The sequence below is a fragment of the Rhodopseudomonas palustris genome (assembly GCF_003591005.1).
Taxonomy (GTDB): Bacteria; Pseudomonadota; Alphaproteobacteria; order Rhizobiales; family Xanthobacteraceae; genus Rhodopseudomonas; species Rhodopseudomonas palustris_K.
Map to the genome: position 1 here is coordinate 34,849 of NZ_QYYD01000017.1, position 25,208 is coordinate 60,056.

Genomic DNA, 25,208 nt, shown 5'->3' on the forward strand with positions numbered 1-25,208 from the left:
GCCATCAGACGAAATCGGCCGCCGCCGGAACAAGGCCGGCCAGCCGGGCTTTGTGTGACGCACAACAAGAAAAGGAAAGCCGATGGAGAGCGTGTCGAGCCCGTCCTGGTGGGCGAGTGGGGTGCTGTACCAGATCTATCCGCGCTCGTTCCAGGATTCCAATGCCGACGGCATCGGCGACCTTCGTGGGGTCATCGACCGGCTCGACCATCTCTCCGACCTCGGCGTCGATGCGCTGTGGCTGTCGCCGATCTTTCCGTCGCCGATGGCCGATTTCGGCTACGACGTCGCCGACTATGTCGGGATCGACCCGATCTTCGGCAGCATGGCGGATTTCGACGCGCTGATTCTGACCGCGCACGCCCGCGGCCTCAAGGTCATTCTCGATCTGGTGCCGAACCATTCGTCCGACCGGCATCCGTGGTTCGTCGAGAGCCGCTCGTCCCGCGACAACCCGAAGCGGGACTGGTATCTGTGGCGCGACCCGGCGCCGGATGGCGGTCCGCCGAACAATTGGCTGTCGGAATTCGGCGGCAGCGCCTGGGAGTTCGACGCGGCGACCGGCCAATATTATTACCACGCCTTCCTGAAACAGCAGCCTGACCTCAATTGGCGCAACCCCGACGTTCGCGTTGCGATTTACGAGGCGATGCGGTTCTGGCTGCGCAAGGGCGTCGATGGCTTTCGCGTCGACGTGATCTGGCACCTGATCAAGGACGATCAGTTTCGCGATAATCCGCCCAATCCCGATTTCGGCCCGGGACTGCCGCCGCACGCCGCGCTGATGCCGGTGCACTCCACCGATCAGATCGAGACGCTGGACGTCGTCGCTGAAATGCGCGCCGTGCTCGAGGAGTTCGACCACCGCCTGCTGATCGGCGAGATCTATCTGCCGATCGAGCGGCTGGTCGCCTATTACGGCAAGGAGCTCAACGGCGCGCAGCTGCCGTTCAATTTCGCGCTGCTGGGGACGCCGTGGAATGCGCGCGAGATCGCCGCTCTGATCGACCGTTACGAGCGGGCGCTGCCGCCGGGCGCCTGGCCGAATTGGGTGCTGGGCAATCACGACCGGCCACGGGTCGCGAGCCGGGTCGGTGAGGCGCAGGCCCGCGTCGCCGCGATGCTGCTGCTGACGCTGCGCGGCACGCCGACGATGTATTACGGCGACGAGATCGGGATGCCCCAGGTGCCGATTGCCCCGGAGGACGTGCAGGATCCGTTCGAGAAGAACGTGCCTGGCATCGGGGTGGGCCGCGACGGCTGCCGCACGCCGATGCAATGGGACGCCTCACCAAACGCCGGCTTCACGGACGGCAAGCCGTGGCTGCCGCTGGCGAAAGACGCAGTGCACGACAACGTCGCCAATCTGCGGGCCGACAATCAGTCGATCCTCAATCTCTATCGCGCGCTGCTGCGGCTGCGCCGGAGCTCGCCTCAATTGGCGCAGGGCGACTATCAGCCGCTCGCCGCGGAAGGCGACCTGCTACTGTATCGACGTCAGCACGAAGGTCACTCGCTGCTGATCGGCCTCAATCTGGGCGACGAGCCGATTTCGGCGGCGTCTAACGCCTTCGGGCTTGACGGCGAGGTGCTGCTGTCGACCCTGATGGACCGCACCGGGGAGCGCGTCGGCGGCACGCTCGATCTGCGCGGCAACGAAGGCGTGATCATCGGCCCGGCGCCCGAGCCCGTGGTATAACGTCGGCTTGTAGGCGGCAAATTCTTCGCCTCGCGCCGCGCCCGTCAATCCGGGGCGCGCCACCGGGTCCGGCCTTTGGCTGGCCCGATGACGGGCTCCGCGCGTACCCGGAATCCCGAAATGTTCTGCACCTTCCGTCGTTTCCACAACGTCGGGATTCCGGGTTCGCGCGCAAGTGCGCGCGCCCCGGAATGACGGAAAGTGGGGCGGAAGGAAAAGCGACGAGAGGCAGCCTCGTGCTGAATGGATGGAGGCTAACTGCTCAGGCGCATTGGCCCTGGTGAACAGCGCGGCCGTTGCGTCTGCCGGTCAGCCCGGATGGCCGGACTGCGCGTTGTCGATGTCGCTCCGCTTCAGCAGATAATCGAGTCCACCAGCGCGGTACCAGCGGTAGCCGTAGGCGTCGAGCATGACCGTGTGCCGCCCGTTTGAAGCCGCCGTACTGTGGTCGTCGCCGAGCAAGTCGATCAGCCGCGCGCCGGCTTCGCCCGGCAGGCCGGTCGCAAACGAGATTTCGTGCGGCCGTTCGTCGAGGTTGTGCACGAACAACACCGAGTTGCCGCGCCAGTCATAGCGGACGATCAGCACCGCGGGATTGCGTGACGAGATCACCTTGAAGTCGCCCCAGCCGATCTCGGGAACCTCCTTGCGCATGCGGATGATGCGCTCGGTCCAGTTCAGCATCGATTCCGGATCGCGGCGTTGCTGCGCGACGTTGACGTGCTGATAACCGTAAGGACCTTGGTCGATCACCGGCACATCCGGCTGGTCGCTCTTGGTGAAGCCGCCGTGCGGCTCGGTCGACCACTGCATCGGCGTGCGGGCGCAGCCGCGCTCCGGCAATGCCAGATCGTCGCCCATCGCGATCTCGTCGCCATAGCGGAGCACGGGCGTCCCGGGCAGTGTGAACATCAGGCTGTAAGCCAGCCGCAGTCGCCGCGCGTCGCCCCCGAGCATCGGCGCCAGCCGCCTGCGAATGCCGCGGTCGTAGAGCTGCATCGACTTGTCGGGGCCGAATTTGGCGAACACCGTGTTGCGCTGCGCCTTGGTGAGCCGGCCGAGATCGAGTTCATCGTGGTTGCGCAGAAACAAGCCCCACTGCGCAGTCGCCGGCCTGGGCTTGGTCTCGGCCATCGCCTTGGCGAGCGGCCGGGTGTCGGCCGAGGCGAGCGCGTAGAACAGATGCTGATTGACGTGAAAGTTGAACATCATCTGCATCCGGTCGCCGTCGTCGCCGAAATACTCGAAATCGTCTTCGGGCAGCACGTTGGCTTCGGCCAGGATGATCGAGTCGCCCTTGCGCCATTGCAGGAATTCCCGAAACGTCCGCAGCATGTCGAACTGTTCGACCGGCCTGCGTACTTTCGGTCCCTTGGTGGCGATCACGAACGGCACGGCGTCCATCCGGAAGCCGGAGACGCCGAGCTGGATCCAGAACCCCATGATCTTCAGGATTTCCGCCTGAACATGCGGGTTGGCCGTGTTGAGATCGGGCTGGAATTCGAAGAAGCGGTGGAAGTACCAAGCCTTCGCCTGCTTGTCGTGGGTCCAGGTGGTCTTCTGCACGCCGGGAAACACCATGCCCTGATCCGCATGGGCGGGCTTCTTGTCCGACCAGACGTACCAGTCGCGATACGGCGAATTCTTGTCGGCGCGCGCCGCCTTGAACCACGGATGCTGATCGGAGGTGTGGTTGACCACCAGGTCAATGATGACCCGAATGCCGCGTTGTTTGCAGCCATGGGTGAATTCGACGAAGTCGCCCAGCGTGCCGTAGCGCGGATCGACGCTGTAGTAATCGGAAATGTCGTAGCCGTCGTCCTTGCCGGGCGACGGCTGGAACGGCATCAGCCAGATCGCGGTGACGCCGAGGCCGGACAGATAGTCGAGCCGCCGCAGCAGCCCCCGGAAATCACCGACGCCGTCGCCGTTCGCGTCCATATAGGTCGCGACGGACAGGCAATAGATCACGCCGTTCTTGTACCAGAGATCGTCGATCATCGAATGCGCGCAGAGGCTGGGGGAAGGGCGATATCGTAGGGTGGGCAACGCGAAGCGTGCCCATACGGACACAAGCAGGGCCCGCAGGCGTGGGCACGGCGCTTGCGCGCCTTTTGCCCACCCTACGGAGGCCTGTTAGGTCAGCGCCACGCCGTAATAATCGTCGACCTTGCGGGCGCCCTTCCAGTCGTACTCGTCGTCGCGGGCGTAGTGCGGCGCGTTCTCCAGCTGATCGTTGGTGATCATGGTCTGATAGCCGCCGAGCTCGACATTGTACTTCAGCGAGTGCCACGGAAGAGGATAGTGGTCGTCGCCGATGCCGAGAAAGCCGCCGAAGCTGAGCACTGCGTAGGACACCTTGCCGCTGACCTTTTCGATCATGACCCGCTCGATGCTGCCGATCTTTTCGCCGTCGGCGCCGTACACCACGGTACCCTGCACCTTGTCGCTGCCGATCAGGCTGACGGTTTCGTCTGCTTCCGCTGTCATGCTGGCTTCTCCCTGTGAGCGGGAACAACCAACAGATCCCGTGCCTGTTCCGCGACTCGGCGATCGGCAGCGCGCGGGGGCTTTGCAAACCGAAGAATCACTCCTATCTTGAGGCTTCATGAAACAACGAAAGGAGGTGATCCAGTGTCTCACTCGAAACGCTGTCACCTCGCTGGGGACGCCCGCTGAGGTTGGCTCCTGATTGAGCCGCTCAGCCAGGGCGCCCCGGCGCCTGGGAACCAGCGAGAACGAGGGGCGCGTCGGCGGACACCGTCGGCGCGCCTTGTCGTTTGTGAAGTACTCAAATTTCCTGCAGCCGCGATGAAGCGCAGCGCAGTCGCGGACCTTAACCCCGCATTCCGCTTCGCTGCATGCGGGCTACGAGGCCGCTTTGCCCGCAATCACCCCCTCGCGCTTCTTCACCGCGTGATAATACGCCCACCACAGATGCGCCGCGGCGCCGCGCAGCGGGCGCCAGGGTTCGGCGAGCGGCGTTGTCTGCTTGACCGTGCCGCGTCTCCTGGTAATCGACGTCCCTTCCCGGGCAACGACTATGTAACCCGACTAGGAGTAATTGCTGTCTTTATCAACCTGGAATTGTGATTAGATTTCAAATTTCTTTTTAGTGATTCGGGGGGGCTCAAGTGGCTGGTTTGGAGCGGATAAGTTTCGATAAGATCGATCCAAAAGATCCGTTTTTTGATTCTCTGAGAGCAGATTATGAAGAGTTTGACAGCTGGTTTGCAAAGAAGGCGAAAGTTGCCGAGCCAGCGTACACCGTGAAGACGTCGTCGGGAAAGCTCTCTGGATTTGTGTACCTCAAGAAAGAGGTTGGTCAGCTCGATGACGTCGACCCGCCGCGGAAGGCTGCGGCTCGGCTTAAGGTTGGTACGCTGAAAATCGACGCCCATGGGACAAAGTTGGGCGAGCGAGTGATAAAAAAGATCTTCGATCACGCGATCGATGCAAACGTCACCGAAATATACGTGACGGTCTTTCCTCAGCATAAGGCGCTTATCAAGCTCTTGGAACGTTACGGATTTGCTGTGTCGGGCGTCAAGACTTCGAAAAATGGAGAGGAGTTGGTTCTCGTACGAGATATGGGGGTATTTGTCGGCGATATCGTAAAGGACTATCCGTTCGTACACGTCAAGGATCGCAAATTTTTCTTGTTAGCTGTCTATCCAGATTATCACACGCAGCTTTTTCCAGATTCAATTCTTCGGAATGAGAAGTCCGACATTCTCGAAGACGTGTCGTACACAAATACAATTCATAAGATTTACATTGCTAAGCTCGCTCTTACTAGGATGAAGCCGGGGGATGTCGTTGTAATTTATCGAACCACGGATCGTGAAGGGCAGGCCCGTTTCCGTTCCGTCGTGACCTCAGTGTGTGTAGTGGAGGAAGTCAGATCAAAGAAGGAATTTCCAGATGAGAAGTCGTTCGTGCGATTTGCACTGCCTCACAGTGTCTTCACTAGGGATGAATTGCGCGATTTCTTTAAAGAGCAGCGGGTTTATGCTGTAAAGATGACCTATAACGCCGCCTTCGAACGTAGGACGATTCGGGGCAGACTCTTGGATGAAGTCGGAATTCCAGAGCAGCCTCGTTGGGATTTGAAGCCCCTGACGCGGGAACAGTTCGATAGAATTATGGAGTTGGGTGAGGTCAATGCGCGTCTTATTGTCGATTAAGCCGGAATTCGCAGCGCGAATTTTCCAAGGAGAGAAGCGCTTTGAGTTCAGAAAGTCGGCATTCAAGGATGATCGGGTAAAGATCGTTGTCGTTTATGTAACGAGTCCGGTATGTAAAATTGTGGGCGAGTTTGACGTTGTTGAGATATTGTCGGACGAGCCGTCTCGCTTGTGGAGCCGCACAAAAGAATACGCTGGCATAAGTGAAGCTTTTTTCTGGGATTATTTTTCCGGACGAACTAGGGCGGTCGCATTAGCCATAGGGGATGTTCGAGAGTACTCTCGCCCAATTAATCCGTCTAAGCTGATAGCAAATTTCACGGCTCCACAATCTTACATGTATCTCGATGACCAACTACAGCCTGCACGTCGGGTGTCTGAGCAATATTCGTTGGCGATATAGCTTGACGTTACAACGTAGTCCTAATGATCACGCCCTCGCGCTTCTTCACCGCGTGATAATACGCCCACCACAAATGCGCCGCCGCGCCGCGGAGCGGCCGCCAGGGTTCGGCGAGCGGCGCCATCTGCTTCGGCGTCGGCCGTGCCTTCAGCCCGAGCCCGATCCGCATCGCTTCCTGCACCGCCAGATCGCCCGCCGGCCAGGCGTCGCCATGGCCGAGGCAGAACAGCAAATAGATGTCGGCCGTCCACGGTCCGATGCCGTGCAGCGCCGTCAACGTCGCATGCGCGACATCGGCGTCCTCATTGGCGAGGACATCCAGATTGAGTCGCTCGTCGTGCAATTCCTTGGCGAGCGCCTTCAGCGTCTTGATCTTCGCGGCCGAGAGGCCGAGCCGACCGAGCCGGTCGGTGCGCGCCCGCTTGATCGCCGTGTGGTCGAACGGATCGTACGCATCGCTGACCCGCGTCCAGATCGCCGCCGCGCTCGCCACCGACAATTGCTGGCCGCAGACGATCGCCGCCAGGCCCTTGAAGCCGGGGTCGCGTCTGCGCAGCGGCGGCATGCCGGCGGTCTTCAGCACCGGGCGCAGCCGCGGGTCCTGCTTCACCAGCGTCATGATCGCGGCTTCGAGGTCGTCCTGGGTGTCGAGGTGGATGGTCATCGGGCGGTAGGGCTTTCCGCGGGCGTCGTGCGCGGGCTTGACCCGCGCATCCATCCGCTATCGTAAGAAGACACTGTCATCCGATAAATTGCCGGATCAAGCCCGGCAATGACGGCGAAGGATTCGATGCCGCCACCCGTTTTCCGTTTCGCGCCGAGCCCGAACGGCTACCTGCATCTCGGCCACGCCTATTCGGCGCTGCTGAACGCCGATCTGGCGCGGGCCGTCGGCGGCCGGCTGCTGTTGCGGATCGAGGACATCGACGCCAGCCGCTGCCGGCCTGACTACGAGCAGGCGATCTATGAGGATCTGGCCTGGCTCGGCATCTCCTGGGAGCCGCAGGTGCGGCGGCAGTCGGATCACCTCGATCTTTATCGCGACGCCGTCGAGCAGCTTGCGGCGCGCGGGTTGATCTATCCGGCTTTCGAAAGCCGCGCCGACATCGCTCGGCTGGTCGCCGCCAAGGACGCGGACGCGCCGTGGCCGCGCGATCCTGACGGTGCACCGCTGTATCCCGGCGCCGGCAAGCGACTGAGCGCGGCGGAGCAGGCGCGGGCGCAGGCATCGGGCGCCCCTTACGCGCTCCGGCTCTACATCGAAGCCGCGCGCCAGATCGCCGGCGAGCTGGACTGGTGCGAGCTCGGCGAAGGCCCCGGCGGCGAGGCCGGGATAGTGGCCGCGCGGCCGCTGGATTGGGGGGATGTCATCATCGCCCGCAAGGAGACGCCGACCAGCTACCATCTGTCGGTGGTGATCGACGACGCGCTGCAGGGCGTGACCGAGGTGGTGCGCGGCGCCGATCTGTTCTGGGCCACCAGCGTGCACCGGCTGCTGCAGGCGCTGCTCGGGCTGCCGGCACCGCGCTATCGCCACCACGGGCTGATCCGCGATTCCGACGGGCGCAAGCTGTCGAAATCCACCGCCGCGACCGGGCTGCGCGAATTGCGCGCCGATGGCGTCACGCCCGAGCAAATCAGACGCATGGTCGGGCTGCCGGCTGCCTCCTAATTGTGCCGCGCCGCCGGGCCTGCCGCCGTTTTCAACGGTGACTCTGTTAACGGCCTCATGGCATGGTGCCGCCCGTTTGGGTGGGGGAGCTATGGCAGTGAAGTCGCGCGCCCTGCGGAGCGGGCGAACGGCGCTCAAGCGGGCGCCGCTCAAACGCGCGCGCAACAAGAAGGCCGAGACCTCCAGTATGGTCGAGACGGCGCTGGCGGCGTTTGCTCACGAGGTTCGCACGCCGCTTACGGGGATCCTGGCAGTCAGCGATCTGCTCGCCACCTCCGACCTCGGCGAACGCGAGCGCCGCTGGGTCGACACCATCAAGGCCGGCGCCGAGCATCTGTCCGGGCTGGCGACCCTGTTCGTCGACGCGGCGCGGCTGGGCGCGACCGGGCTAGGGGCCCGTCACGACTTCTTCGATCTGCGCGCACTGGCGCGTCATGCGGGCGATTCGCTGTCCGGCCGCGCCGCCGCCAAGGGGCTGCGCGCCGCGGTGACGATCTCGTCGCGGCTGCCGGCCTTCGTCGTCGGCGACGCCGTACGGCTGCGGGCGGCGCTGGAAAATCTCATCGACAACGCGGTGAAGTTCACCGAGCACGGCGACGTCGCCCTCAAGGTCAGCTCCGCCGGTGCCGGCAAAGACGCCGTGCTGGTCAGCTTCGCCATTTCGGACAGCGGCATCGGCCTGACCCTGGCCGAGATCAAGCGGCTGTTCCGGCCGTTCTCGCAGGCCAATGTCAGCATCGCATCGCGGTTCGGCGGCGCCGGCCTCGGCCTGTCGTCCGTCCGCCAGATCGCCCGCGCCATGCAGGGCGATGTCGCGGTGACGCAGCGGCCCAAAGGCGGCGCGGTGTTCACCCTCACGGTCAAACTGGCCCGTGCCAAACCGCCGAAACTGGCAACGTCCGACGAGTTTGCCTCGGCCGGCAGCTGGAGCCGACCGCTGCGGCTGCTCAGCGTCGAGGACAACCCATTCGGCCGGGTCGTGCTCAACGCCATCCTGACCGAGCTCGGCCATCACACCGAATTCGTCGGCAGCGGCGAAGCGGCGCCGGAGCGCCTGGCCCACGCCGACTACGACGCGGTGCTGATGGACATGGTGCTGCCCGGCATCAGTGGTCCGGAGGCGATCCGCAACATCCGGGCGCTCGCACCGCCGCTCGGCGGGGTGCCGATCATCGGCGTTTCGGGGCGCGAACAGGACGAGGCAGCAGCGCGCCAGGCGGGGGCCGACGCGTTCCTGCTCAAGCCGGTTTCTCCGCGCGCGCTCGCAACTGCGCTGCTTGCAGCGTCACGCCGTCCGGCAGCCGCGACTTGATGATCGCGGCATTGAGTTCGCCGCCATACACGAAGATCGCGGCGATGAAATACAGAAACACCAGCGCGATGATCACCGAGGCGAGCCCGGCATACATCGTCACGTAGTTGTTGGCGAACCGCGCCAGATACATGCCGAAGCCGACGCCGGACAGCACCGAGGCCACGATGGTGAAGACGATGCCCGGCACGATCTGCCGGATCGAGCGGCGCCCGGCGGGCAGCCGCGCGTGCAGGATGAACAGCGCGACGGTCAGCGCGCCGACCGCGATGCCGTAGCGGGCGACGGTCAGCAGCATCTGATTGTCCTCAACCATCAGCGGAACGTAGTGCCGCGCGGTCGCCAGGATCAGCGGGCCCAGCACGATCAGAAACGCCATTGCCAGCGCCGTGAACGCCGCCACCAGCGTGTAGCCGATCGATTCCAGCCGCAACATGTACCAGGGCCGGACCTCGATCACCGCATAGGCGCGGTTGAGTGCGACGCGCAGGCTCTCGACGCCGTTGGAGGCGAAGTACAGAGCCAGCAGCAACCCGATGGTCAGCGCGCCACCGCGGGTGGTGGTCAACACGTCGTGGATTTCACCCGACAGCGTGCTGGCCACCTGCGCCGGCCAGATGTCCAGCATCAGCTCCGCCGCCTTGTCGGCCAGCTCCCGCGAGCCGACGAAGCCGGCCAGCGAGGTCAGCACGATCAAAAAAGGGAAAAGCGCCATCAGCGACGACAGCGCAATATGGCTGGCGATCGCCCACCCGTCATCGGCTAGAAACGTATAGAACGCGTCCATCACGACCGCATAGACGTAGCGGATATGCCTCACAGGTCACCTGACTGACGGTTGCGGCGCGGGAGTGTAGCATCGGGTACCAACCCGTTCCAATCGACTTCGTTGCGCCTGGCCGGGTGGCGCAGCTAAGAGGGCGGTGCTATGAGACCAGAATGGCGACGTTTCTGAGCACGCTTCTACTCCCGATTGCGCTGTGCGCGGTGGCGCTTGTTCTGCTGCTCGGCCTCATCAATATGATGCGGGGCGGCTCGCCGAACCGGTCGCAAAAGCTGATGCGGATGCGCGTCCTCCTGCAGTTCGCGGCGATTGTGGTGACGATGCTTGCGATCTGGGCGCTGGGCCGCTAGCCAACAGTCGGTCCCCATTCTTCTTCTTTCCGACAAGCCGGTAGCTCGCCGAGGGTTTGCGCCATGGTCGTTCTCAATCGAATTTATACCCGGACCGGCGACGACGGCTCCACCGCGCTCGGCAGCGGCGAGCGGCGGCCGAAATACGATCTGCGCATCGCCGCCTATGGCACGGTCGACGAAACCAACGCGGCGATCGGAGTGGCGCGGGTGCATCTCGGCGGCCTCCCGGAGATCGATGCCATGCTGGGGCGGATCCAGAATGATCTGTTCGACCTCGGCGCCGATCTGGCGGTCCCGGACCGGGACGGCAAGGCCGAGCGGCTGCGGGTCGTTTCGACGCAGGTGGAACGTCTTGAGGCCGAAATCGATCAGTTGAACGAGCGGCTCGCGCCGCTGACCTCGTTTTTGCTCCCTGGCGGCCAGCCCGGCGCTGCTTATCTGCATCTGGCGCGCACGATTTGCCGCCGCGCAGAACGCGTGATGGTGGAACTGGCGGCGCGACCGGAAGAACGGGTCAATCCGGCGGGCGTGCAGTATGTCAACCGGCTGTCGGATTTCCTGTTCGTCGCCAGCCGCGCGGTGAATAATGACGGTGCCGGCGACGTGCTCTGGGTTCCGGGTCAAAACCGCTAGGTTTGGGTCGTTTTCGGCTCAGCCGCGTTGACCGCCGATATCCGGGGCTTTAGGTTCCGCCGCCACGACAAGTAAACCCAGCGAAAACGAAAGAGGATCGATGAAGGTTCTGGTGCCGGTCAAGCGGGTGGTCGACTACAACGTCAAGATCAGGGTCAAAAGCGACGGATCGGGCGTTGAACTCGCCAACGTCAAGATGTCGATGAATCCGTTCGACGAAATCGCAGTCGAGGAAGCGCTGCGGCTGAAGGAAGCCGGCAAGGCGACCGAAGTGGTCGTCGTTTCGATCGGCCCTGCGCAGGCGTCCGAGACGCTCCGCACCGGTCTGGCGATGGGCGCCGATCGCGGCATCCTGGTCAAGGTCGACGGCAACGTCGAGCCGCTCGCGGTCGCCAAGATCCTCAAGGGCATCGCCGGCGAAGAGCAGCCCGGACTGATCATCCTCGGCAAGCAGGCGATCGACGACGACAGCAACCAGACCGGCCAGATGCTGGCCGCGCTGCTCGGCTGGTCGCAGGCGACCTTCGCGTCCAAGCTCGAGGTCGAAGGCTCGGACTTCAAGGTATCGCGCGAAGTCGACGGCGGCTCGCAGACCCTGCGGCTGAAGGGCCCGGCGATCGTCACCACCGACCTGCGGCTCAACGAGCCGCGCTACGCCAGCCTGCCGAACATCATGAAGGCCAAGAAGAAGCCGATCGCGGAAAAGACCGCGGCAGATTACGGCGTCGATATCGCGCCGCGTCTGGAAGTCCTGAAGACCGTCGAGCCGAGTGGCCGCAAGGCCGGCGTGAAGGTCAAGGACGTCGCCGAACTGGTCTCGAAACTCAAGAACGAAGCGGGTGTTATCTGATATGGCCACGCTGCTGATTGCCGAACACGACCACGCCGAGCTCAAGGACGCGACCAACAAGGCGCTGACTGCGGCCGCTGCGCTGGGTGGCGAAGTTCACGTCCTCGTCGCCGGTGGCGGCGAAGGCACCAAGGCGGCCGCGGAAGCCGCCGCCAAGCTGCAGGGCGTCGCCAAGGTGCTGGTCGCCGAAGGTCCGGCCTATGGGCACGATCTTGCCGAGCCCATGGCCGCGCTGATCGTCTCGCTCGCCGGCAACTACGACGCCCTCGTGGCGCCAGCGACCTCCCGCTTCAAGAACGTAATGCCGCGCGTCGCAGCATTGCTCGACGTGATGCAGGTGTCGGAGATCATCAAGGTCGTGGCGCCCGACACGTTCGAGCGGCCGATCTATGCCGGCAACGCGATCCAGACCGTGAAGTCGAAGGACGCCAAGAAGGTCATCACCGTCCGCACCTCGACCTTCCAGGCGACCGGCGAGGGCGGCAGCGCCACCGTGGAGTCCGTGGCGGCGGCGGAAGATCCCGGCCTGTCGACCTTCGTGGGCGAGGAAGTCGCCAAGAGTGATCGTCCGGAGCTGGCCTCGGCCAAGATCATCGTCTCCGGCGGCCGTGCGATGCAGAGCCGGGAGAACTTCACCAAATATATCGAACCGCTCGCCGACAAGCTCGGCGCCGGTGTCGGCGCCTCGCGCGCCGCGGTGGACGCCGGCTACGCGCCGAACGACTGGCAGGTCGGTCAGACCGGCAAGGTCGTGGCGCCGGAGCTTTATGTCGCGATCGGCATTTCCGGCGCGATCCAGCATCTCGCCGGCATGAAGGACTCCAAGGTGATCGTCGCGATCAACAAGGACGAGGACGCGCCAATCTTCCAGGTGGCCGATTACGGCCTGGTCGCCGACCTGTATCAGGCGGTGCCGGAACTGACCGAACAACTGGGCAAGCTCGGCAAGTGATCGCCAGCTGGCAGACGGATCCGGCCACGGCCGGATCCGTTGTCATATTATAAGTGTTGTTGCGATACTGCTCTCCAGCCGGCGGATGCCCGGTGCGGACAAGGCCACCATAGGCCGGTCAGGCGCGTTGCGCGACCGAGCCTCAACGAGATGACAGATGGCGTTCACAATCAAGAAGGTCGGCGTAATCGGCTCGGGGCAGATGGGCAACGGCATCGCGCATGTTGCCGCGCTCGGTGGTTTCGCCGTGGTACTGAACGACGTCGCGGCCGATCGGCTGAAGTCGGCAATGGCCACCATCAACGGCAATCTGTCGCGACAGGTCTCCAAGAAAGTCATCACCGACGAGCAGCGCAAGCAGGCGCTCGCAAACATCACCGCGACCGAACAACTCGAAGGCCTGGCGGACTGCGATCTGGTGATCGAAACCGCGGTCGAGAAGGAAGAGGTCAAGCGCAAGATCTTCCACGACCTGTGCGCGACGCTGAAGCCCGAGGCGATCATTGCCTCCAACACCTCGTCGATCTCGATCACCCGGCTCGCCGCCTCGACCGACCGCCCGGAGCGTTTCATCGGCATTCATTTCATGAATCCGGTGCCGCTGATGGAGCTGGTCGAGCTGATCCGCGGCATCGCCACCGACGACGCGACATTCGAAACCGCCAAGGCGTTCGTCGCTCAGCTCGGCAAGCAGATCGCGGTTTCGGAGGATTTCCCGGCCTTTATCGTCAACCGCATTCTGCTGCCGATGATCAACGAGGCGATCTACACGCTGTACGAAGGCGTCGGCAACGTCGAGGCGATCGACGCGGCCATGAAGCTCGGCGCGCATCATCCGATGGGCCCGCTGGAGCTGGCCGACTTCATCGGCCTCGATACCTGCCTGTCGATCATGCAGGTGCTGCACGAGGGCCTCGCCGACTCCAAATATCGGCCGTGCCCGTTGCTGGTGAAATACGTCGAAGCGGGCTGGCTCGGCCGCAAGGCCAGCCGCGGCTTTTACGACTACCGCGGCGAGAAGCCGGTCCCGACGCGCTGAGCGCGGCGCTTCTTGCCGGCCTGCCAGACCGGGCGGCAAGTCATCATCAGTTACTTCCGTCATGGCCGGGACAAGTCCGGGCATGACGAACTATCTGGGGTCATCGTTCATTCGATCCCTGGCACGGTCTTGATCTGCTCCGCCAGAAAGTCGATCAGCAACCGCACGCGCGCGATATCGGCGCGCTCGGGCACGATCAGCAGGTTGAGCGGCACCGGCGGCAGGCGATACTCCGGCAGGATTACTTCGAGGCGGCCGTCGGCCAGCAAGTCGTGGACCAGCCAGCGGTGCGACGCCGCAATGCCGCGCCCCGCGATCAAAGCCTCCCGGGCCACAAGGCCATGGTCGATTCGAAGCCGGCCGCCGAACGGCACGCGGTGCGTCTCACTGTCCGGCCCTTCGAGCACCAACATATCGCTGCCGGCAACGTTCAGCATGCGGATGCCTTGATGGCGCGACAGATCCTGCGGGGTCGTCGGCCGGCCGTGAGCCGCCAGATAGTCCGGCGATGCCACCATGAGACGTTGGCTCTGGCCGAGCGGCCGTAGCTTCAGTGAGCTGTCGGTGAGCGGCGCCAGGCGGAGCGCGAGGTCGACGCCCTCGCGGACCAGATCGATGCGATGATCGGTGAGGCCGAGATCGATGCCGATGTCCGGATAGCGGGCCTGAAACGCGAAGATCAGCCGGCTGGCGTGCAGCACGCCAAACGACGCCGTGCACGACATCCGGATAGTGCCGGCCGGCGCTCCCGATGAGCCGAGCGCTTCGTCGCTGGCCTGTTCGACCAGCCGCAGGATCTGCACCGCGCGGGCGTAATAGCGGCTGCCCTCTTCGGTCAGCGTCAACCGGCGCGTAGTCCGGCTCATCAGCGGCGCGCCGATCGCCGCCTCGAGCTCCTGCAACTGACGGGTCACGGTGGACTGGCCGACATTCAGGTCGCGCGCGACCGCCGACAGGCTGCCGCGTTCGGCAACCCGAACGAAGGTGCGGATGCGCTCGATCGTGACGGCTGATTTATCCATTTCTCGGCATAATGATATCGAAATCCAATGGCTTCTGGAATAGTCGTCGCGCGTCTACGTCGAAGCTTCGAGTGTTCAAACAAGGAGCCCGCCGTGAACGTTCTTCTGGTGTATGCCCATCCCGAACCGCGCTCGTTGAACGGCGCATTGCGCGACGTCGCGGTCGCGGAGCTGCAGTGCCTGGGCCATGAGGTGCAGGTCTCCGACCTTTATGCCATGGGCTGGAAGGCGGCGATCGACCGCGCCGATTTCCCCACGCTCGCGGCCGACGAGCGGCTGGCGATCTCCGACGCCTCCAAAGCGGCGTTCAAGGCCGGCGAGCTGACGCCGGACGTCCAGGGCGAGATCGACAAGCTGCGCTGGGCCGACGCGGTGATCCTGCAATTCCCGCTGTGGTGGTTCAGCATGCCGGCGATCCTGAAAGGCTGGGTTGACCGCGTCTATGCCCGCGGCTTCGCCTATGGGGTCGGCGAGCACAGCGACAAGCGGTGGGGCGACCGCTATGGCGAAGGCAACCTCGCCGGTAAGCGCGCGATGCTGATCGTCACCACCGGCGGCTGGGAGACGCACTACGGCGCCCGCGGCGTCAACGGCCCAATCGACGACCTGCTGTTTCCGATCAATCACGGCATTCTGTTCTACCCGGGCTTCGACGTGCTGCCGCCGTTCGTCGCGTACCAGGCCGGCCGCATCGACGAGGCGAAGTTCGCAGCCACAGCCGAGCAACTGCGCGAACGGATGCGCACGCTGGCGACCGCGCCGCCGATCCCGTACCGGCGCCAGAACGGCGGCGACTATCTGATCCCCAGCATGGAGCTGCGCGCCGGCCTGGGCGCTCCAGGTACGAATGGCTTTGCGCTCCACCTCGGAGAGGGCCCGACAGCGCATCCTGCTATCGACCGCGGAACGACTGCGGGCGACAAAGCCAAGGATTGTTAACGCCTCGTCGCTAGGTTGCGGTCATGGACATGAGCATGGTCAGTGCGGCGCTTGCGATGCAGGCGTCGAGCACGCAGATGCAGATCGCGACGACGATCCAGGCGTCGAACGCGCGGATGGAGCGCGACACGGTGCAGACATTGCTCGGCATCGGCCAGGGCGGAGCGCCGTCGCTCGCCAATGTCGGCGCCGGCGTCGGCGGCAACCTCAACGTCACCGCCTGATTCTCCAGCCGACTGCTACACCAGCTTTTTGAAGCCGCCGTAGAACATCCGCTTGGTGTCGAATGGCATCAGCTTCGGATCCATGCCGCCCAGCCGCGGGTCCTGCATGGCTTTCGTCATCACCCTGTCGCGCTGCTTGCGTGACTTGTAGACAATGTAGGAAAACACCACGACCTCGTCCGGCTTCAGCTTTACGCTGCGCGGAAACGACGTAATCTTGCCCGGCGGCACGTCGTCGGCGACCCACTCGCGATAATCGATCGCCCCGTGGTCGCGAAACACCTTATCGGCCATGCGCGCCAGTTTCTTGTAGTCCGCGAGCTTGGCCTTTTGCACCGGCACGACGAAGCCGTCGACATAGGACATCTGTTCTCCTCCCGATCTGTCTGCGCCGCGCAGGCGGCTCTCAGCAGGACGATCGAGCGTACAGAAATCCGACATCGCGACTGCCGGGGCTGATTGTCGCGGCAGTTACTTCGGCAGCGCGGCCTTCACCAAGGCCTGCGCGTCGGCGCTGTCCCATTCGGCCGGACCGGCGATGGTGGCGAGTTCGCAGCCTTCGCCGTCGACCAGCACCGAAGTCGGCATGCCGAGGGCGCGGCCGACGCCTTTCAGCTCCTGAAACACCCGGGCCGAAGCGTCGCTGAAAAAGTTCAGCTTGGTCAGCTTTTCGTCGTCGAGAAACTTCTTCGGCTTGGCCGGGTCGCGGGTGTCGATGTTGATCGCCACCACTTCGAATTGCGGGCTGCCGAGCTTGGCCTGCAGATTGTCGAGCGCCGGCATCTCCTTGCGGCACGGCACGCACCAGGTCGCCCACAGGTTGACCAGCACGGTGCGGCCGCGGAAATCCGACAGCTTCCTGGGCTGGCCGCTGCCGTCCTCGAACGCCAGATCCGGCAGCTTCAGCGGCTTGGTCGCGACCGTCACGGCGGCGACTTCGCCGCGAGTCAGCGGCTTCAGCTGCTGCGCCAGCGCGACGGCGGGGCGGCAAGTGGGATCGCCTGCATTGCGCTGCAGGGCGCCGATCCCGTATACCCCCGCTGCTCCGGCGACCACCAGCACGGCCATCGCGGCCAAAATCAACGTCTTGCGGCCCTTGCGGCGTGGCGGGACGAGGTCGGGTCGGCTATCAGTCATCGGGCACTCGGACTCGGCAGCGCGGACGCAATCGCCGGCTGGTGGGGTTGAGGCAAAGGTGAGGCGGGCATGATCGTGAGCAGCAGGCAGTGAGCGGCGAACAAAGCAACAAGATGTGGGGCGGCCGGTTCGCCGAGAGCCCCGACGCCATCATGGAAGAGATCAACGTCTCGATCGACGTCGATCGGCATCTTTATGCCCAGGACATCACCGCGTCCAAGGCCCATGCCGCCATGCTCGCCGCGCAGGGCATCATCACCGCGAACGATGCGAAAAATATCGGCAAGGGTCTAGACACGATTCTGTCAGAGATCGGCGCCGGCAAATTTACGTTCAAGCGTGCGCTCGAGGACATTCATATGAATGTCGAGAGCCGGCTGTCCGAGCTGATCGGCCCGGCCGCCGGGCGGCTGCATACCGCGCGCTCGCGCAACGATCAGGTCGCGACCGACTTCCGGCTGTATGTTCGCGACGTGCTCGACCAGACCGACGCGGCGCTGGCGGCATTCCAGCACGCGCTGGCCGAGCGCGCGCTCGAGCACGCCGACACCGTGATGCCGGGCTTCACGCATCTCCAGACCGCGCAGCCGGTGACCTTCGGGCATCATCTGATGGCCTATGTGGAGATGGCGGCGCGCGACCGCGGGCGCTTCCAGGACGCCCGCAAGCGGCTCAATGAAAGTCCGCTCGGCGCCGCGGCGCTGGCCGGCACCTCGTTCCCGATCGACCGCCATGCGACGGCGCAGAAGCTCGGCTTCGACCGGCCGATGGCCAACTCGCTGGATGCGGTGTCGGACCGCGACTTCGTGCTGGAGACGCTGTCGGCGGCGTCGATCTGCGCGGTGCATCTGTCGCGCTTCGCCGAGGAGATCGTGATCTGGACCTCGCCGCTGGTCGGACTGGTGCGGCTCTCCGACAAGTTCACGACCGGCTCGTCGATCATGCCGCAGAAGCGCAATCCCGACGCCGCCGAACTGGTCCGCGCCAAGACCGGCCGCGTCATCGGCGCGCTGAACGGCCTGTTGATCGTGATGAAGGGCCTGCCGCTGGCCTATCAGAAGGACATGCAGGAAGACAAACAGGGCGCCATGGAAGGCTTTGCGGCGCTGTCGCTGGCGATCCGCGCCATGACCGGCATGGTCCGCGACATCGTGCCCGAGCCGGACAAGATGCGCGCCGCCGCCGGCGAAGGCTATGCCACCGCGACGGATCTGGCCGACTGGCTGGTGCGGACGCTGAAGATGCCGTTCCGCGACGCCCATCACGTCACCGGCCGCATCGTCGGCCTCGCCGCCAAGGCCGGGGTGGCGTTGCACGAACTGCCGCTCGCAGAGATGCAGGCGGTGGAAAAGCGCATCACCAAGGACGCGCTGGCGGTGCTCAGCGTCGACTCCTCGGTGAAAAGCCGCACCAGCTATGGCGGCACCGCGCCGAAAAACGTTCGCGCCCAGGCCAAGAGCTGGCTCAAGCGCCTCGAAAAAGAGCAGAAATCCCGCTGATCCTGGGTCGGCCGCCGCCCGGTGTTGCGCGCCGGCTCTCGCCAGAGCCCGGCAATCTTTGTATGGTGCCGCCGCAATTGGGGAAATCGACGTGAACCGCACTGCCGGCCCATCCCGATGGGCGCTTGTTGTGATCGCCGCGGCGACGCTGGCCCTCGCGGGCTGCGGCCGCAAGGGCGGATTGGATCTTCCGGCCGGCGCCGCCGATACGCCCGGCGCGCCGACGGCGTCTGCCGCGCCGGCCGCCAAAGGCGACGTGTTCGACCCGTCCTACGGCACCAATGCGCCGCCGGTCGCCGGCAAAGGCCAAAAGAAACGCATCATTCTCGACCCGCTGCTGGACTGATTAGCGATGCGCCATTTCGACTATCGCAACGGCGTGCTGCACGCCGAAGGCGTCAGCCTTGCCGTGCTGGCGCGCGAGGTCGGCACGCCGGTCTACTGCTACTCGACCGCGACGCTGGAGCGGCACTACCGCGTGTTCAGCGAAGCCTTCGCCGGGACCGACGCGCTGATCTGCTACGCCATGAAGGCGAACTCCAACCAGGCGGTGCTGCGAACGCTGGCGAAGCTGGGCGCCGGCGCCGACGTGGTGTCGGGCGGCGAGATGCAGCGGGCGCTGGCGGCCGGCATTCCGCCGAGCAAGATCGTGTTCTCCGGCGTCGGCAAGACCGAGGCTGAACTGCGCGCCGCGCTCGGCCACGACATCAAGTGCCTCAACGTCGAGTCCGAGCCTGAACTCGAACTGCTATCGCGGCTAGCGGTCGAGATGGGCCGCACCGCCAGGATTTCGATCCGGGTCAATCCGGACGTCGATTCCGGCACGCACGCCAAGATCTCGACCGGCAAGTCCGAGAACAAGTTCGGCATTCCGCTGGCGCATGCGCGCGAGGTTTATGCCCGTGCCGCCAAGCTGCCCGGCATCCAGATCAGCGGCGTCGACGTGCATATCGGCAGCCAGATCATCGACCTGGCGCCGATGGAAGCGGCATTCAGGCTGGTCGCCGAATTCGTCCATGTGCTGCGCGGTGACGGTCACACCATCAGCCACGTCGATTTCGGCGGCGGCCTCGGCATCCCGTACTACGAGGATCGCGACGCGCCGCCCGAGCCGTTCGCCTATGCGGAGATGGTCAAGCGCGTGACGCACAATCTGGGCTGCGCGCTGCTGTTCGAGCCGGGCCGGATGATCGTCGGCAATGCCGGCATCCTGGTCGCGCAGGTGATCTATGTGAAGCACGGCGACGGCAAGACCTTCGTGATCATCGACGCCGCGATGAACGACCTGATCCGGCCGACGCTGTACGAGGCGTATCACGAGATCCTGCCGGTGGCCGAGCCGGCGCCGGGCAGCGCCACGATGGTCGCCGACGTCGTTGGCCCGGTATGCGAGACCGGCGATTACCTGGCGCTCGATCGCAAGCTGCCGGAGCTGAAAGCCGGCGACCTGATCGCCATCATGACGGCCGGCGCCTACGGCGCCGTCCAGGCGTGTACTTACAACACCCGCGCGCTGGTGCCGGAAGTCCTGGTCAAGGACGATCAGTACGCGGTGGTTCGACCGCGTATCGAGGTCGAGCAGTTGATCGCGATGGATCAGCCTGCGCCCTGGCTATGAGCGCTGGCGCGACGAGTATCATCTTCGACGGAGCGAACGCTCAAAGCGTGGATGCCCGCGACAAGCGCGGGCATGACGGGGCGTTGGCCGGGACGGCGAGTTCAGCCGCAGTTGAGCTGGACTGGAAAGCGAAGTGGGACCGCCAGAACGCGGAGTACAAAATCTGGCGGTCCCGTTCGCACGTGTGCAATCCCGCCGGGAACGTGCGGCGTCCGCCGGGTACGTGCGACGGCGCGAGATTATCCGCGTGACGTCGGTCGGCAACGCAGACTGTTGCTTAACCTAACCTATCAACCTTAACGCGCCCGCCGTGTCCCGGGGCGTCGCCGCTCCCCCTCTGCCGCTTGCGGGACAGCGCCGGGGTGAGGGCGTCCAGGCGGTGATCCCGCGACTTGCGACGCGACAGGTCGTCAGCTGTTCTGCTGATGCGCGGTGGGCCCCACGCTGCCGCATCCTGCGTCACGCATTCGTGTGCTGCGACAAGGGGGCCGCGGCCGTCCCCGTGATGTGCCTCATTGCCGCCGCTGTGGTAGGCTGTCGTACCTACAACCCGGAGAGCTTGTTGAGCGGCCGCAGCCCCGACCCGTCACAGACCCCGCAGGATCCAGACGCGTTGGCGCGGCTGCGATTGGACACGTCGCTCCGGCGCGCGACCTTCGCGATCGCCTGGGAGCGAAGCTGGCCACTGCTGGTCCGGGTGCTGAGCGTCGTCGGCCTGTTTCTCGCGGCGTCCTGGGCCGGGCTTTGGCTGGTGCTGCCGTTCAGCGGCCGCATGATCGGCCTCGCGGCGTTCGCCGTGTTGGCGTTGGTCGCACTGTATCCTGCCTTGAAGTTCCGCTGGCCGAGCCGCGACGATGCGCTAGCCCGGCTCGATCGCAACACAGGCCTGAAGCATCGTCCCGCCACCGCATTGACCGACACGCTGGCCTCGACCGATCCGGTCGCGCAGGCGCTGTGGCGGGTGCAGCGCGAGCGCACGCTGGCGACGCTGCGCGGCATCCGCGCCGGGCTGCCGACGCCTCGGCTGCCGAAGCACGATCCCTGGGGACTGCGCGCGATGGTGGCCGTGCTGCTGGTCGCCACCTTCATCGCCGCCGGTGAGGAGCGCCGCGCCCGGGTTGCGGCGGCGTTCGACTGGAACGGCGCGCTGGCCGGCCCGAACGTCCGGGTCGATGCCTGGGTGACGCCGCCGGTCTACACCAACAAGCCGCCGATCATCCTGTCGGCCGCCAATCGCGATCTCGCCGCGAGCGATGCCGCGCTGCCGGTGCCGGCCGGCTCGAAGCTGCTGGTGCGCTCCAGCGGCGGCGATCTCGACGTCGCGGTCAGCGGCGGCGTGACCGAGGCAGCGTCCGAAGCCGAGGCGCCGAAGGGCACCACCGAGCGCCACTTCACGATCGCGAGCGACGGCACCGCGCAGGTCCGCGCGCCGTCCGGTCAGCCGCAATGGTCGTTCAAGGCGACGCCCGATCATCCGCCGTCGATCGCGCTCGCCAAGGAGCCGGAGCGGCAAGCGCGCGGCTCGCTGCAGCTGTCCTACAAGATCGAGGACGATTACGGCGTCGTCGCCGCCTACGGCGTGATCGCGCCGACCATGTCCGCCGAGCAGAAGGCCGGCACGCCGCGGCCGCTCTTCGAGCCGCCGCATTTTCCGTTGACGCTGCCGAATGCGCGCACCCGCGCCGGCGTCGGCCAGACCGTCAAGGATCTCAGCGAGGATCCCTATGCGGGCGCCGAGGTGACGCTGACGCTCACCGCCAAGGACGAGGCCGGCAATGAGGGCCGCAGCGAGCCGCACACGATGCGGCTGCCGGAGCGGCTGTTCACCAAGCCGCTGGCCCGCGCGCTGATCGAACAGCGCCGCATCCTGGCGCTCGATGCGAACAAGAATGGCGACGTCTACACGGCGCTCGACGCGCTGCTGATCGCGCCGGAAGCGTTCACGCCGGAAGCCGGCCAGTATCTCGGACTCTACACCGTGGCCGATCAGCTCGAGCGCGCCCGCACCGACGAGCAGCTGCGCGAGGTCGTGGCCAATCTCTGGTCGCTGGCGCTGAGCATCGAGGACGGCGACACCTCCGACGTCGAAAAGGCGCTGCGTGCCGCGCAGGATGCGCTGAAGCAGGCGCTCGAACGCGGAGCCTCCGACGAGGAGATCAAGAAGCTCACCGAGAATTTGCGCGCCGCGCTCGACAACTACATGCGCCAGCTCGCCGAGCAGCTGAAAAACAACCCGCAGCAGCTCGCGCGCCCGCTCGACCCCAACACCAAGGTGATGCGGCAGCAGGACCTCAATAACATGCTCGAGCGCATGGAGCGGCTGTCGCGCTCCGGCGACAAGGAAGCCGCCAAGCAGCTGCTCGAACAACTCGCCCAGATGCTCGAGAACCTGCAGATGGCGCAGCCCGGCCAGGGCGGCGACGACGACATGCAGCAGGCGATGAACGAGCTTGGCGACATGATCCGCAAGCAGCAGCAGTTGCGCGACAAGACCTTCAAGCAGGGTCAGGATCAGCGCCGCGACCGCATGCGCGGCCAGCAGGGCGAACAGAATCTCGGCGATCTGCAGCAGGATCAGCAGAACCTGCAGGAGCGTCTGCGCAAGCTGCAGCAGGAGCTCGCCAAGCGCGGCATGGGCCAGCAGGGTCAGCAGGGTCAGCGCGGCCAGAAGGGTCAGAAGGGCGAGCAGGGACAACAAGGCCAGGGTCAGCAAGGCGAGCAGGGCGATGGCGACGGCGGTCTCGATCAGGCCGAATCGGCGATGGGCGACGCCGAGGGCCGGCTCGGCGAAGGCAATGCCGACGGCGCCGTCGATTCCCAAGGCCGCGCGCTGGATGCGCTGCGCAAGGGTGCGCAGAAGCTCGCCGAAGCGATGCAGCAGGGCGATCAGCCCGGGCAGGGCGAGGGGCCTGGTAATCGACCCGGCCGTCAGCAGAGCAGCGGCAACGACACCGATCCGCTTGGCCGTCCGCTGAAGGGCCGCGAATTCGGCGACGATCTGTCGGTGAAGATTCCCGGCGAGATCGACGTCCAGCGCGTCCGCCGCATCCTCGAAGAACTCCGCCGCCGCCTCGGCGACACCAACCGTCCGCAGATCGAACTCGACTACATCGAGCGCCTGCTGAAGGATTATTAGAGCAATTAACTCGCGCCGAGCACGGCGCACCTCTCCCGCTTGCGGGAGAGGTCGACGCGCGCAGCGCGGCGGGTGAGGGCACTCCTCTCAACGCATGGCTAAGTCACTGCCTGGGGCGCACCCCAGCCCTCTCCCGCAAGCGGGAGAGGGAGCGCTGCGGAGCGGAGGAGGCGCATCGTTAATCTATCAAGGTTGATCGAAGCATTGCTGATCGGCAGCGTTGTTGACGGCAGCCTCGCGCCCCGCACGACGCAACCTCTCCCGCTTGCGGGAAACGGGGCGCGTTGTGCTTGGGGTGGACGCTTGTTGTAAACGCTGAGGGTTAGTTCTTTTTCGCCGCCAGCGCGTTGGCGACGGCGGTGCGGATGTCTGTGACGGAGAAGGGCTTGGTGACGACGTCGTGGACAATGGCGTCGAGGCCGGAGGCGCGTTCGCGTTGGTCGGCGTAGCCGGTCATCAGCAGGATGGTGAGGTCGGGGAAGTCGCGCGCGGCGGTGAGTGCCAGAGCGATGCCGTCCATGATCGGCATCTTGATGTCGGTCAGCAGCAGGTCGAACCGGCCGGCGCTCTCGACCAGGATCTCCAGCGCCTCGCTACCATCCTCGGCGGTGGTGATGTCGTGGCCATCCAGCGCGATGGCGCGGGCCACCAGCAGGCGCATCGATTCTTCGTCATCGGCGATCAGGATACGCGACATTCCAGGATCCTAGGCTTGCTGCCCTTAGTGCGGCCGGCCGTTCGAAAAGCACATCATCGCAGCGTCCAGGCATCGGGCTCGGCTGTCTTCGACGAAAACCTTCTAGGCGCCGCCGGTGGCGATATCGCGCCGGTTGAAGAAGCGCACGTCGATGGTGCGAGCCTCGGCGGGCGGCGACGCCAGCCGCGACCGGAACCAGGCCTGCTCGCCGGGCCGCAGCACGGTCTGCTCCAGCACGGCGTTCCAGGCGTAGATCTCGGTGCCGCGGTCGTCGCGGACAACGAAGCGGAGCCGCGGCAAATCCGCCGGTTTGCGGCCCAGCCCCATGATCGTGCCCTCGATCACCAACACCGGCTTGGATTCGACGGTCTCGCGGCTGATCTTGACGTCCTTGATGGCGAGCGAGCGCAGATTCACTTCGAAGCCGACCAGCCGGTAGAAAGTCGCGGTCTGCGGCAGCATCCGCACCACGTCGACGCGCCAGATCAGCAGCGCCATCACCAGCGCGCCGAACGCCGCGCAGGCCATTGAGGCGGTCATGACCGATTTGATGGCTCCGAGCGGGTCCTGCTTCAGCGGTTCGATCAGCGCTCTGAAGCCGCGCGCCCGGCGCGATCCGAACGAGCGCTGGCCGCGCTGGCGGCCGGCGGGCAGTTCGGGCTCCGCGGGCGGCTCCTGCCGCTGGCCGAACACGTCGCGCTCGTCGGGCGACGGAATCTCCGCCGCGATCGGCGGGCTTTCGACCACCGGCGTCTCGTGTTCATCCTCGGTCACGCCCCAGCCCGGATCGTCTGCCAGATCGTCGGTGGGGCGTTTGTCTTCCACCGTCATCGCCGCGACACGCGCGTCGGTCTGGATCACGTCTTCGGGATGGGCCAGCCAGACTTCCTTGCAGCGCGAGCAACGCACGGTGCGGCCGCTGTCGCCCAGTTTCGCCGGATCGATCGCATAGGATGTCGTACAATGAGGGCAAACGATATGCATGACGAATCGCTGGCTGTGGTCCTCGCTCGATCCTATCCGGCGTCCGTTAACGAACCGGAAACCATAAC

Annotated in this window: 24 protein-coding genes and 1 pseudogene; 15 read left to right on the forward strand and 10 right to left on the reverse strand. The window is 65.1% G+C overall.

Features of this window, described 5'->3' with window-relative positions:
• The first annotated feature begins 82 nt into the window (after nucleotides 1–82).
• Complete coding sequence (locus tag D4Q52_RS16705) at nucleotides 83–1,699, forward strand: alpha-amylase family glycosyl hydrolase (RefSeq protein ID WP_119857706.1); 1,617 nt, start codon at nucleotides 83–85, stop codon at nucleotides 1,697–1,699.
• A 309-nt stretch (nucleotides 1,700–2,008) separates the two neighbouring features.
• On the opposite strand, the gene D4Q52_RS16710 is transcribed toward D4Q52_RS16705, so the two are convergent.
• From D4Q52_RS16710 to D4Q52_RS26810, 3 genes and pseudogenes are all read right to left on the reverse strand, one after another.
• Nucleotides 2,009–3,700 (reverse strand): alpha-amylase family protein, encoded by a 1,692-nt coding sequence (locus D4Q52_RS16710; RefSeq protein ID WP_119857707.1) that lies wholly within the window; start codon nucleotides 3,698–3,700, stop codon nucleotides 2,009–2,011.
• 135 nt (nucleotides 3,701–3,835) lie between these two features.
• The gene (locus D4Q52_RS16715) at nucleotides 3,836–4,189 is read right to left on the reverse strand and encodes a PRC-barrel domain-containing protein (protein ID WP_119857708.1); all 354 of its coding nucleotides are present in this window, start codon (nucleotides 4,187–4,189) and stop codon (nucleotides 3,836–3,838) included.
• A 378-nt stretch (nucleotides 4,190–4,567) separates the two neighbouring features.
• Nucleotides 4,568–4,711: pseudogene (locus D4Q52_RS26810) on the reverse strand (DNA-3-methyladenine glycosylase 2 family protein); the annotation flags it as partial.
• 122 nt (nucleotides 4,712–4,833) lie between these two features.
• Between D4Q52_RS26810 and D4Q52_RS16725 the strand changes: the two are divergent.
• On the forward strand, nucleotides 4,834–5,886 hold the full coding sequence (locus D4Q52_RS16725) for an N-acetyltransferase (RefSeq protein ID WP_119857709.1): 1,053 nt from the start codon (nucleotides 4,834–4,836) through the stop codon (nucleotides 5,884–5,886).
• Nucleotides 5,887–6,296: 410 nt separating this feature from the next.
• Here D4Q52_RS16725 and D4Q52_RS16735 read toward each other — a convergent pair whose 3' ends face one another.
• Nucleotides 6,297–6,953, reverse strand: coding sequence for a DNA-3-methyladenine glycosylase family protein (locus tag D4Q52_RS16735; RefSeq protein WP_182915348.1), 657 nt, complete (start codon nucleotides 6,951–6,953; stop codon nucleotides 6,297–6,299).
• A 126-nt stretch (nucleotides 6,954–7,079) separates the two neighbouring features.
• Here D4Q52_RS16735 and gluQRS point away from each other — a divergent pair, with 126 nt between their 5' ends.
• On the forward strand, nucleotides 7,080–7,961 hold the full coding sequence (gluQRS, locus tag D4Q52_RS16740; protein ID WP_119857793.1) for a tRNA glutamyl-Q(34) synthetase GluQRS: 882 nt from the start codon (nucleotides 7,080–7,082) through the stop codon (nucleotides 7,959–7,961).
• A gap of 91 nt (nucleotides 7,962–8,052) precedes the next feature.
• A complete protein-coding gene (locus D4Q52_RS16745; protein WP_119857712.1) occupies nucleotides 8,053–9,273 on the forward strand; it encodes an ATP-binding protein in 1,221 nt (406 codons plus the stop codon).
• Here the strand turns inward: D4Q52_RS16745 and D4Q52_RS16750 are convergent.
• Nucleotides 9,200–10,093, reverse strand: a complete 894-nt coding sequence (locus D4Q52_RS16750) for a YihY/virulence factor BrkB family protein (RefSeq protein ID WP_119857713.1) — start codon at nucleotides 10,091–10,093, stop codon at nucleotides 9,200–9,202. The genes D4Q52_RS16745 and D4Q52_RS16750 overlap by 74 nt on opposite strands.
• Nucleotides 10,094–10,212: 119 nt before the next feature.
• On the opposite strand from D4Q52_RS16750, the gene D4Q52_RS16755 reads away from it, so the two are divergent.
• From D4Q52_RS16755 to D4Q52_RS16775, 5 genes are all read left to right on the forward strand, one after another.
• Complete coding sequence (locus D4Q52_RS16755; RefSeq protein WP_119857714.1) at nucleotides 10,213–10,407, forward strand: twin transmembrane helix small protein; 195 nt, start codon at nucleotides 10,213–10,215, stop codon at nucleotides 10,405–10,407.
• Between the two features lie 63 nt (nucleotides 10,408–10,470).
• Nucleotides 10,471–11,043 (forward strand): cob(I)yrinic acid a,c-diamide adenosyltransferase, encoded by a 573-nt coding sequence (locus D4Q52_RS16760; RefSeq protein WP_119857715.1) that lies wholly within the window; start codon nucleotides 10,471–10,473, stop codon nucleotides 11,041–11,043.
• 100 nt (nucleotides 11,044–11,143) lie between these two features.
• The gene (locus tag D4Q52_RS16765; RefSeq protein ID WP_119857716.1) at nucleotides 11,144–11,893 is read left to right on the forward strand and encodes an electron transfer flavoprotein subunit beta/FixA family protein; all 750 of its coding nucleotides are present in this window, start codon (nucleotides 11,144–11,146) and stop codon (nucleotides 11,891–11,893) included.
• A 1-nt stretch (nucleotide 11,894) separates the two neighbouring features.
• Complete coding sequence (locus D4Q52_RS16770) at nucleotides 11,895–12,845, forward strand: electron transfer flavoprotein subunit alpha/FixB family protein (RefSeq protein ID WP_119857717.1); 951 nt, start codon at nucleotides 11,895–11,897, stop codon at nucleotides 12,843–12,845.
• Between the two features lie 157 nt (nucleotides 12,846–13,002).
• Nucleotides 13,003–13,884: a 3-hydroxybutyryl-CoA dehydrogenase gene (locus tag D4Q52_RS16775; RefSeq protein WP_119857718.1), complete on the forward strand. Its 882-nt coding sequence runs from the start codon at nucleotides 13,003–13,005 to the stop codon at nucleotides 13,882–13,884.
• Between the two features lie 107 nt (nucleotides 13,885–13,991).
• Here the strand turns inward: D4Q52_RS16775 and D4Q52_RS16780 are convergent, their stop codons facing one another.
• Nucleotides 13,992–14,906 carry a LysR family transcriptional regulator gene (locus D4Q52_RS16780; RefSeq protein ID WP_119857719.1) on the reverse strand — a complete coding sequence of 305 codons (915 nt, stop codon included), beginning with the start codon at nucleotides 14,904–14,906 and terminating at the stop codon, nucleotides 13,992–13,994.
• A gap of 93 nt (nucleotides 14,907–14,999) precedes the next feature.
• Here D4Q52_RS16780 and D4Q52_RS16785 point away from each other — a divergent pair, with 93 nt between their 5' ends.
• Entirely contained in the window at nucleotides 15,000–15,845 is an 846-nt protein-coding gene (locus D4Q52_RS16785; RefSeq protein WP_119857720.1) for an NAD(P)H-dependent oxidoreductase, read from the forward strand.
• Nucleotides 15,846–15,868: 23 nt separating this feature from the next.
• Entirely contained in the window at nucleotides 15,869–16,069 is a 201-nt protein-coding gene (locus D4Q52_RS16790; protein WP_182915345.1) for a hypothetical protein, read from the forward strand.
• Nucleotides 16,070–16,084: 15 nt separating this feature from the next.
• Here D4Q52_RS16790 and D4Q52_RS16795 read toward each other — a convergent pair whose 3' ends face one another.
• Nucleotides 16,085–16,435 (reverse strand): DUF1428 domain-containing protein, encoded by a 351-nt coding sequence (locus D4Q52_RS16795; RefSeq protein WP_119857721.1) that lies wholly within the window; start codon nucleotides 16,433–16,435, stop codon nucleotides 16,085–16,087.
• A 105-nt stretch (nucleotides 16,436–16,540) separates the two neighbouring features.
• Nucleotides 16,541–17,206, reverse strand: a complete 666-nt coding sequence (gene tlpA / locus D4Q52_RS16800) for a thiol:disulfide interchange protein TlpA (protein WP_119857722.1) — start codon at nucleotides 17,204–17,206, stop codon at nucleotides 16,541–16,543.
• A gap of 113 nt (nucleotides 17,207–17,319) precedes the next feature.
• Between tlpA and argH the strand changes: the two genes are divergently transcribed.
• From argH to D4Q52_RS16825, 4 genes are all read left to right on the forward strand, one after another.
• Nucleotides 17,320–18,705, forward strand: coding sequence for an argininosuccinate lyase (gene argH, locus D4Q52_RS16805; protein WP_119857795.1), 1,386 nt, complete (start codon nucleotides 17,320–17,322; stop codon nucleotides 18,703–18,705).
• Nucleotides 18,706–18,796: 91 nt separating this feature from the next.
• Nucleotides 18,797–19,051, forward strand: coding sequence for an LPS translocon maturation chaperone LptM (gene lptM / locus D4Q52_RS16810; RefSeq protein ID WP_119857723.1), 255 nt, complete (start codon nucleotides 18,797–18,799; stop codon nucleotides 19,049–19,051).
• A 6-nt stretch (nucleotides 19,052–19,057) separates the two neighbouring features.
• Nucleotides 19,058–20,323, forward strand: coding sequence for a diaminopimelate decarboxylase (gene lysA / locus D4Q52_RS16815; protein ID WP_119857724.1), 1,266 nt, complete (start codon nucleotides 19,058–19,060; stop codon nucleotides 20,321–20,323).
• Between the two features lie 562 nt (nucleotides 20,324–20,885).
• Nucleotides 20,886–23,459 carry a TIGR02302 family protein gene (locus tag D4Q52_RS16825; protein ID WP_119857726.1) on the forward strand — a complete coding sequence of 858 codons (2,574 nt, stop codon included), beginning with the start codon at nucleotides 20,886–20,888 and terminating at the stop codon, nucleotides 23,457–23,459.
• Nucleotides 23,460–23,781: 322 nt separating this feature from the next.
• On the opposite strand, the gene D4Q52_RS16830 is transcribed toward D4Q52_RS16825, so the two are convergent.
• Nucleotides 23,782–24,156 (reverse strand): response regulator, encoded by a 375-nt coding sequence (locus tag D4Q52_RS16830; protein ID WP_119857727.1) that lies wholly within the window; start codon nucleotides 24,154–24,156, stop codon nucleotides 23,782–23,784.
• A 102-nt stretch (nucleotides 24,157–24,258) separates the two neighbouring features.
• Nucleotides 24,259–25,140 carry an MJ0042-type zinc finger domain-containing protein gene (locus D4Q52_RS16835; protein WP_119857728.1) on the reverse strand — a complete coding sequence of 294 codons (882 nt, stop codon included), beginning with the start codon at nucleotides 25,138–25,140 and terminating at the stop codon, nucleotides 24,259–24,261.
• Nucleotides 25,141–25,208: the final 68 nt, after the last annotated feature.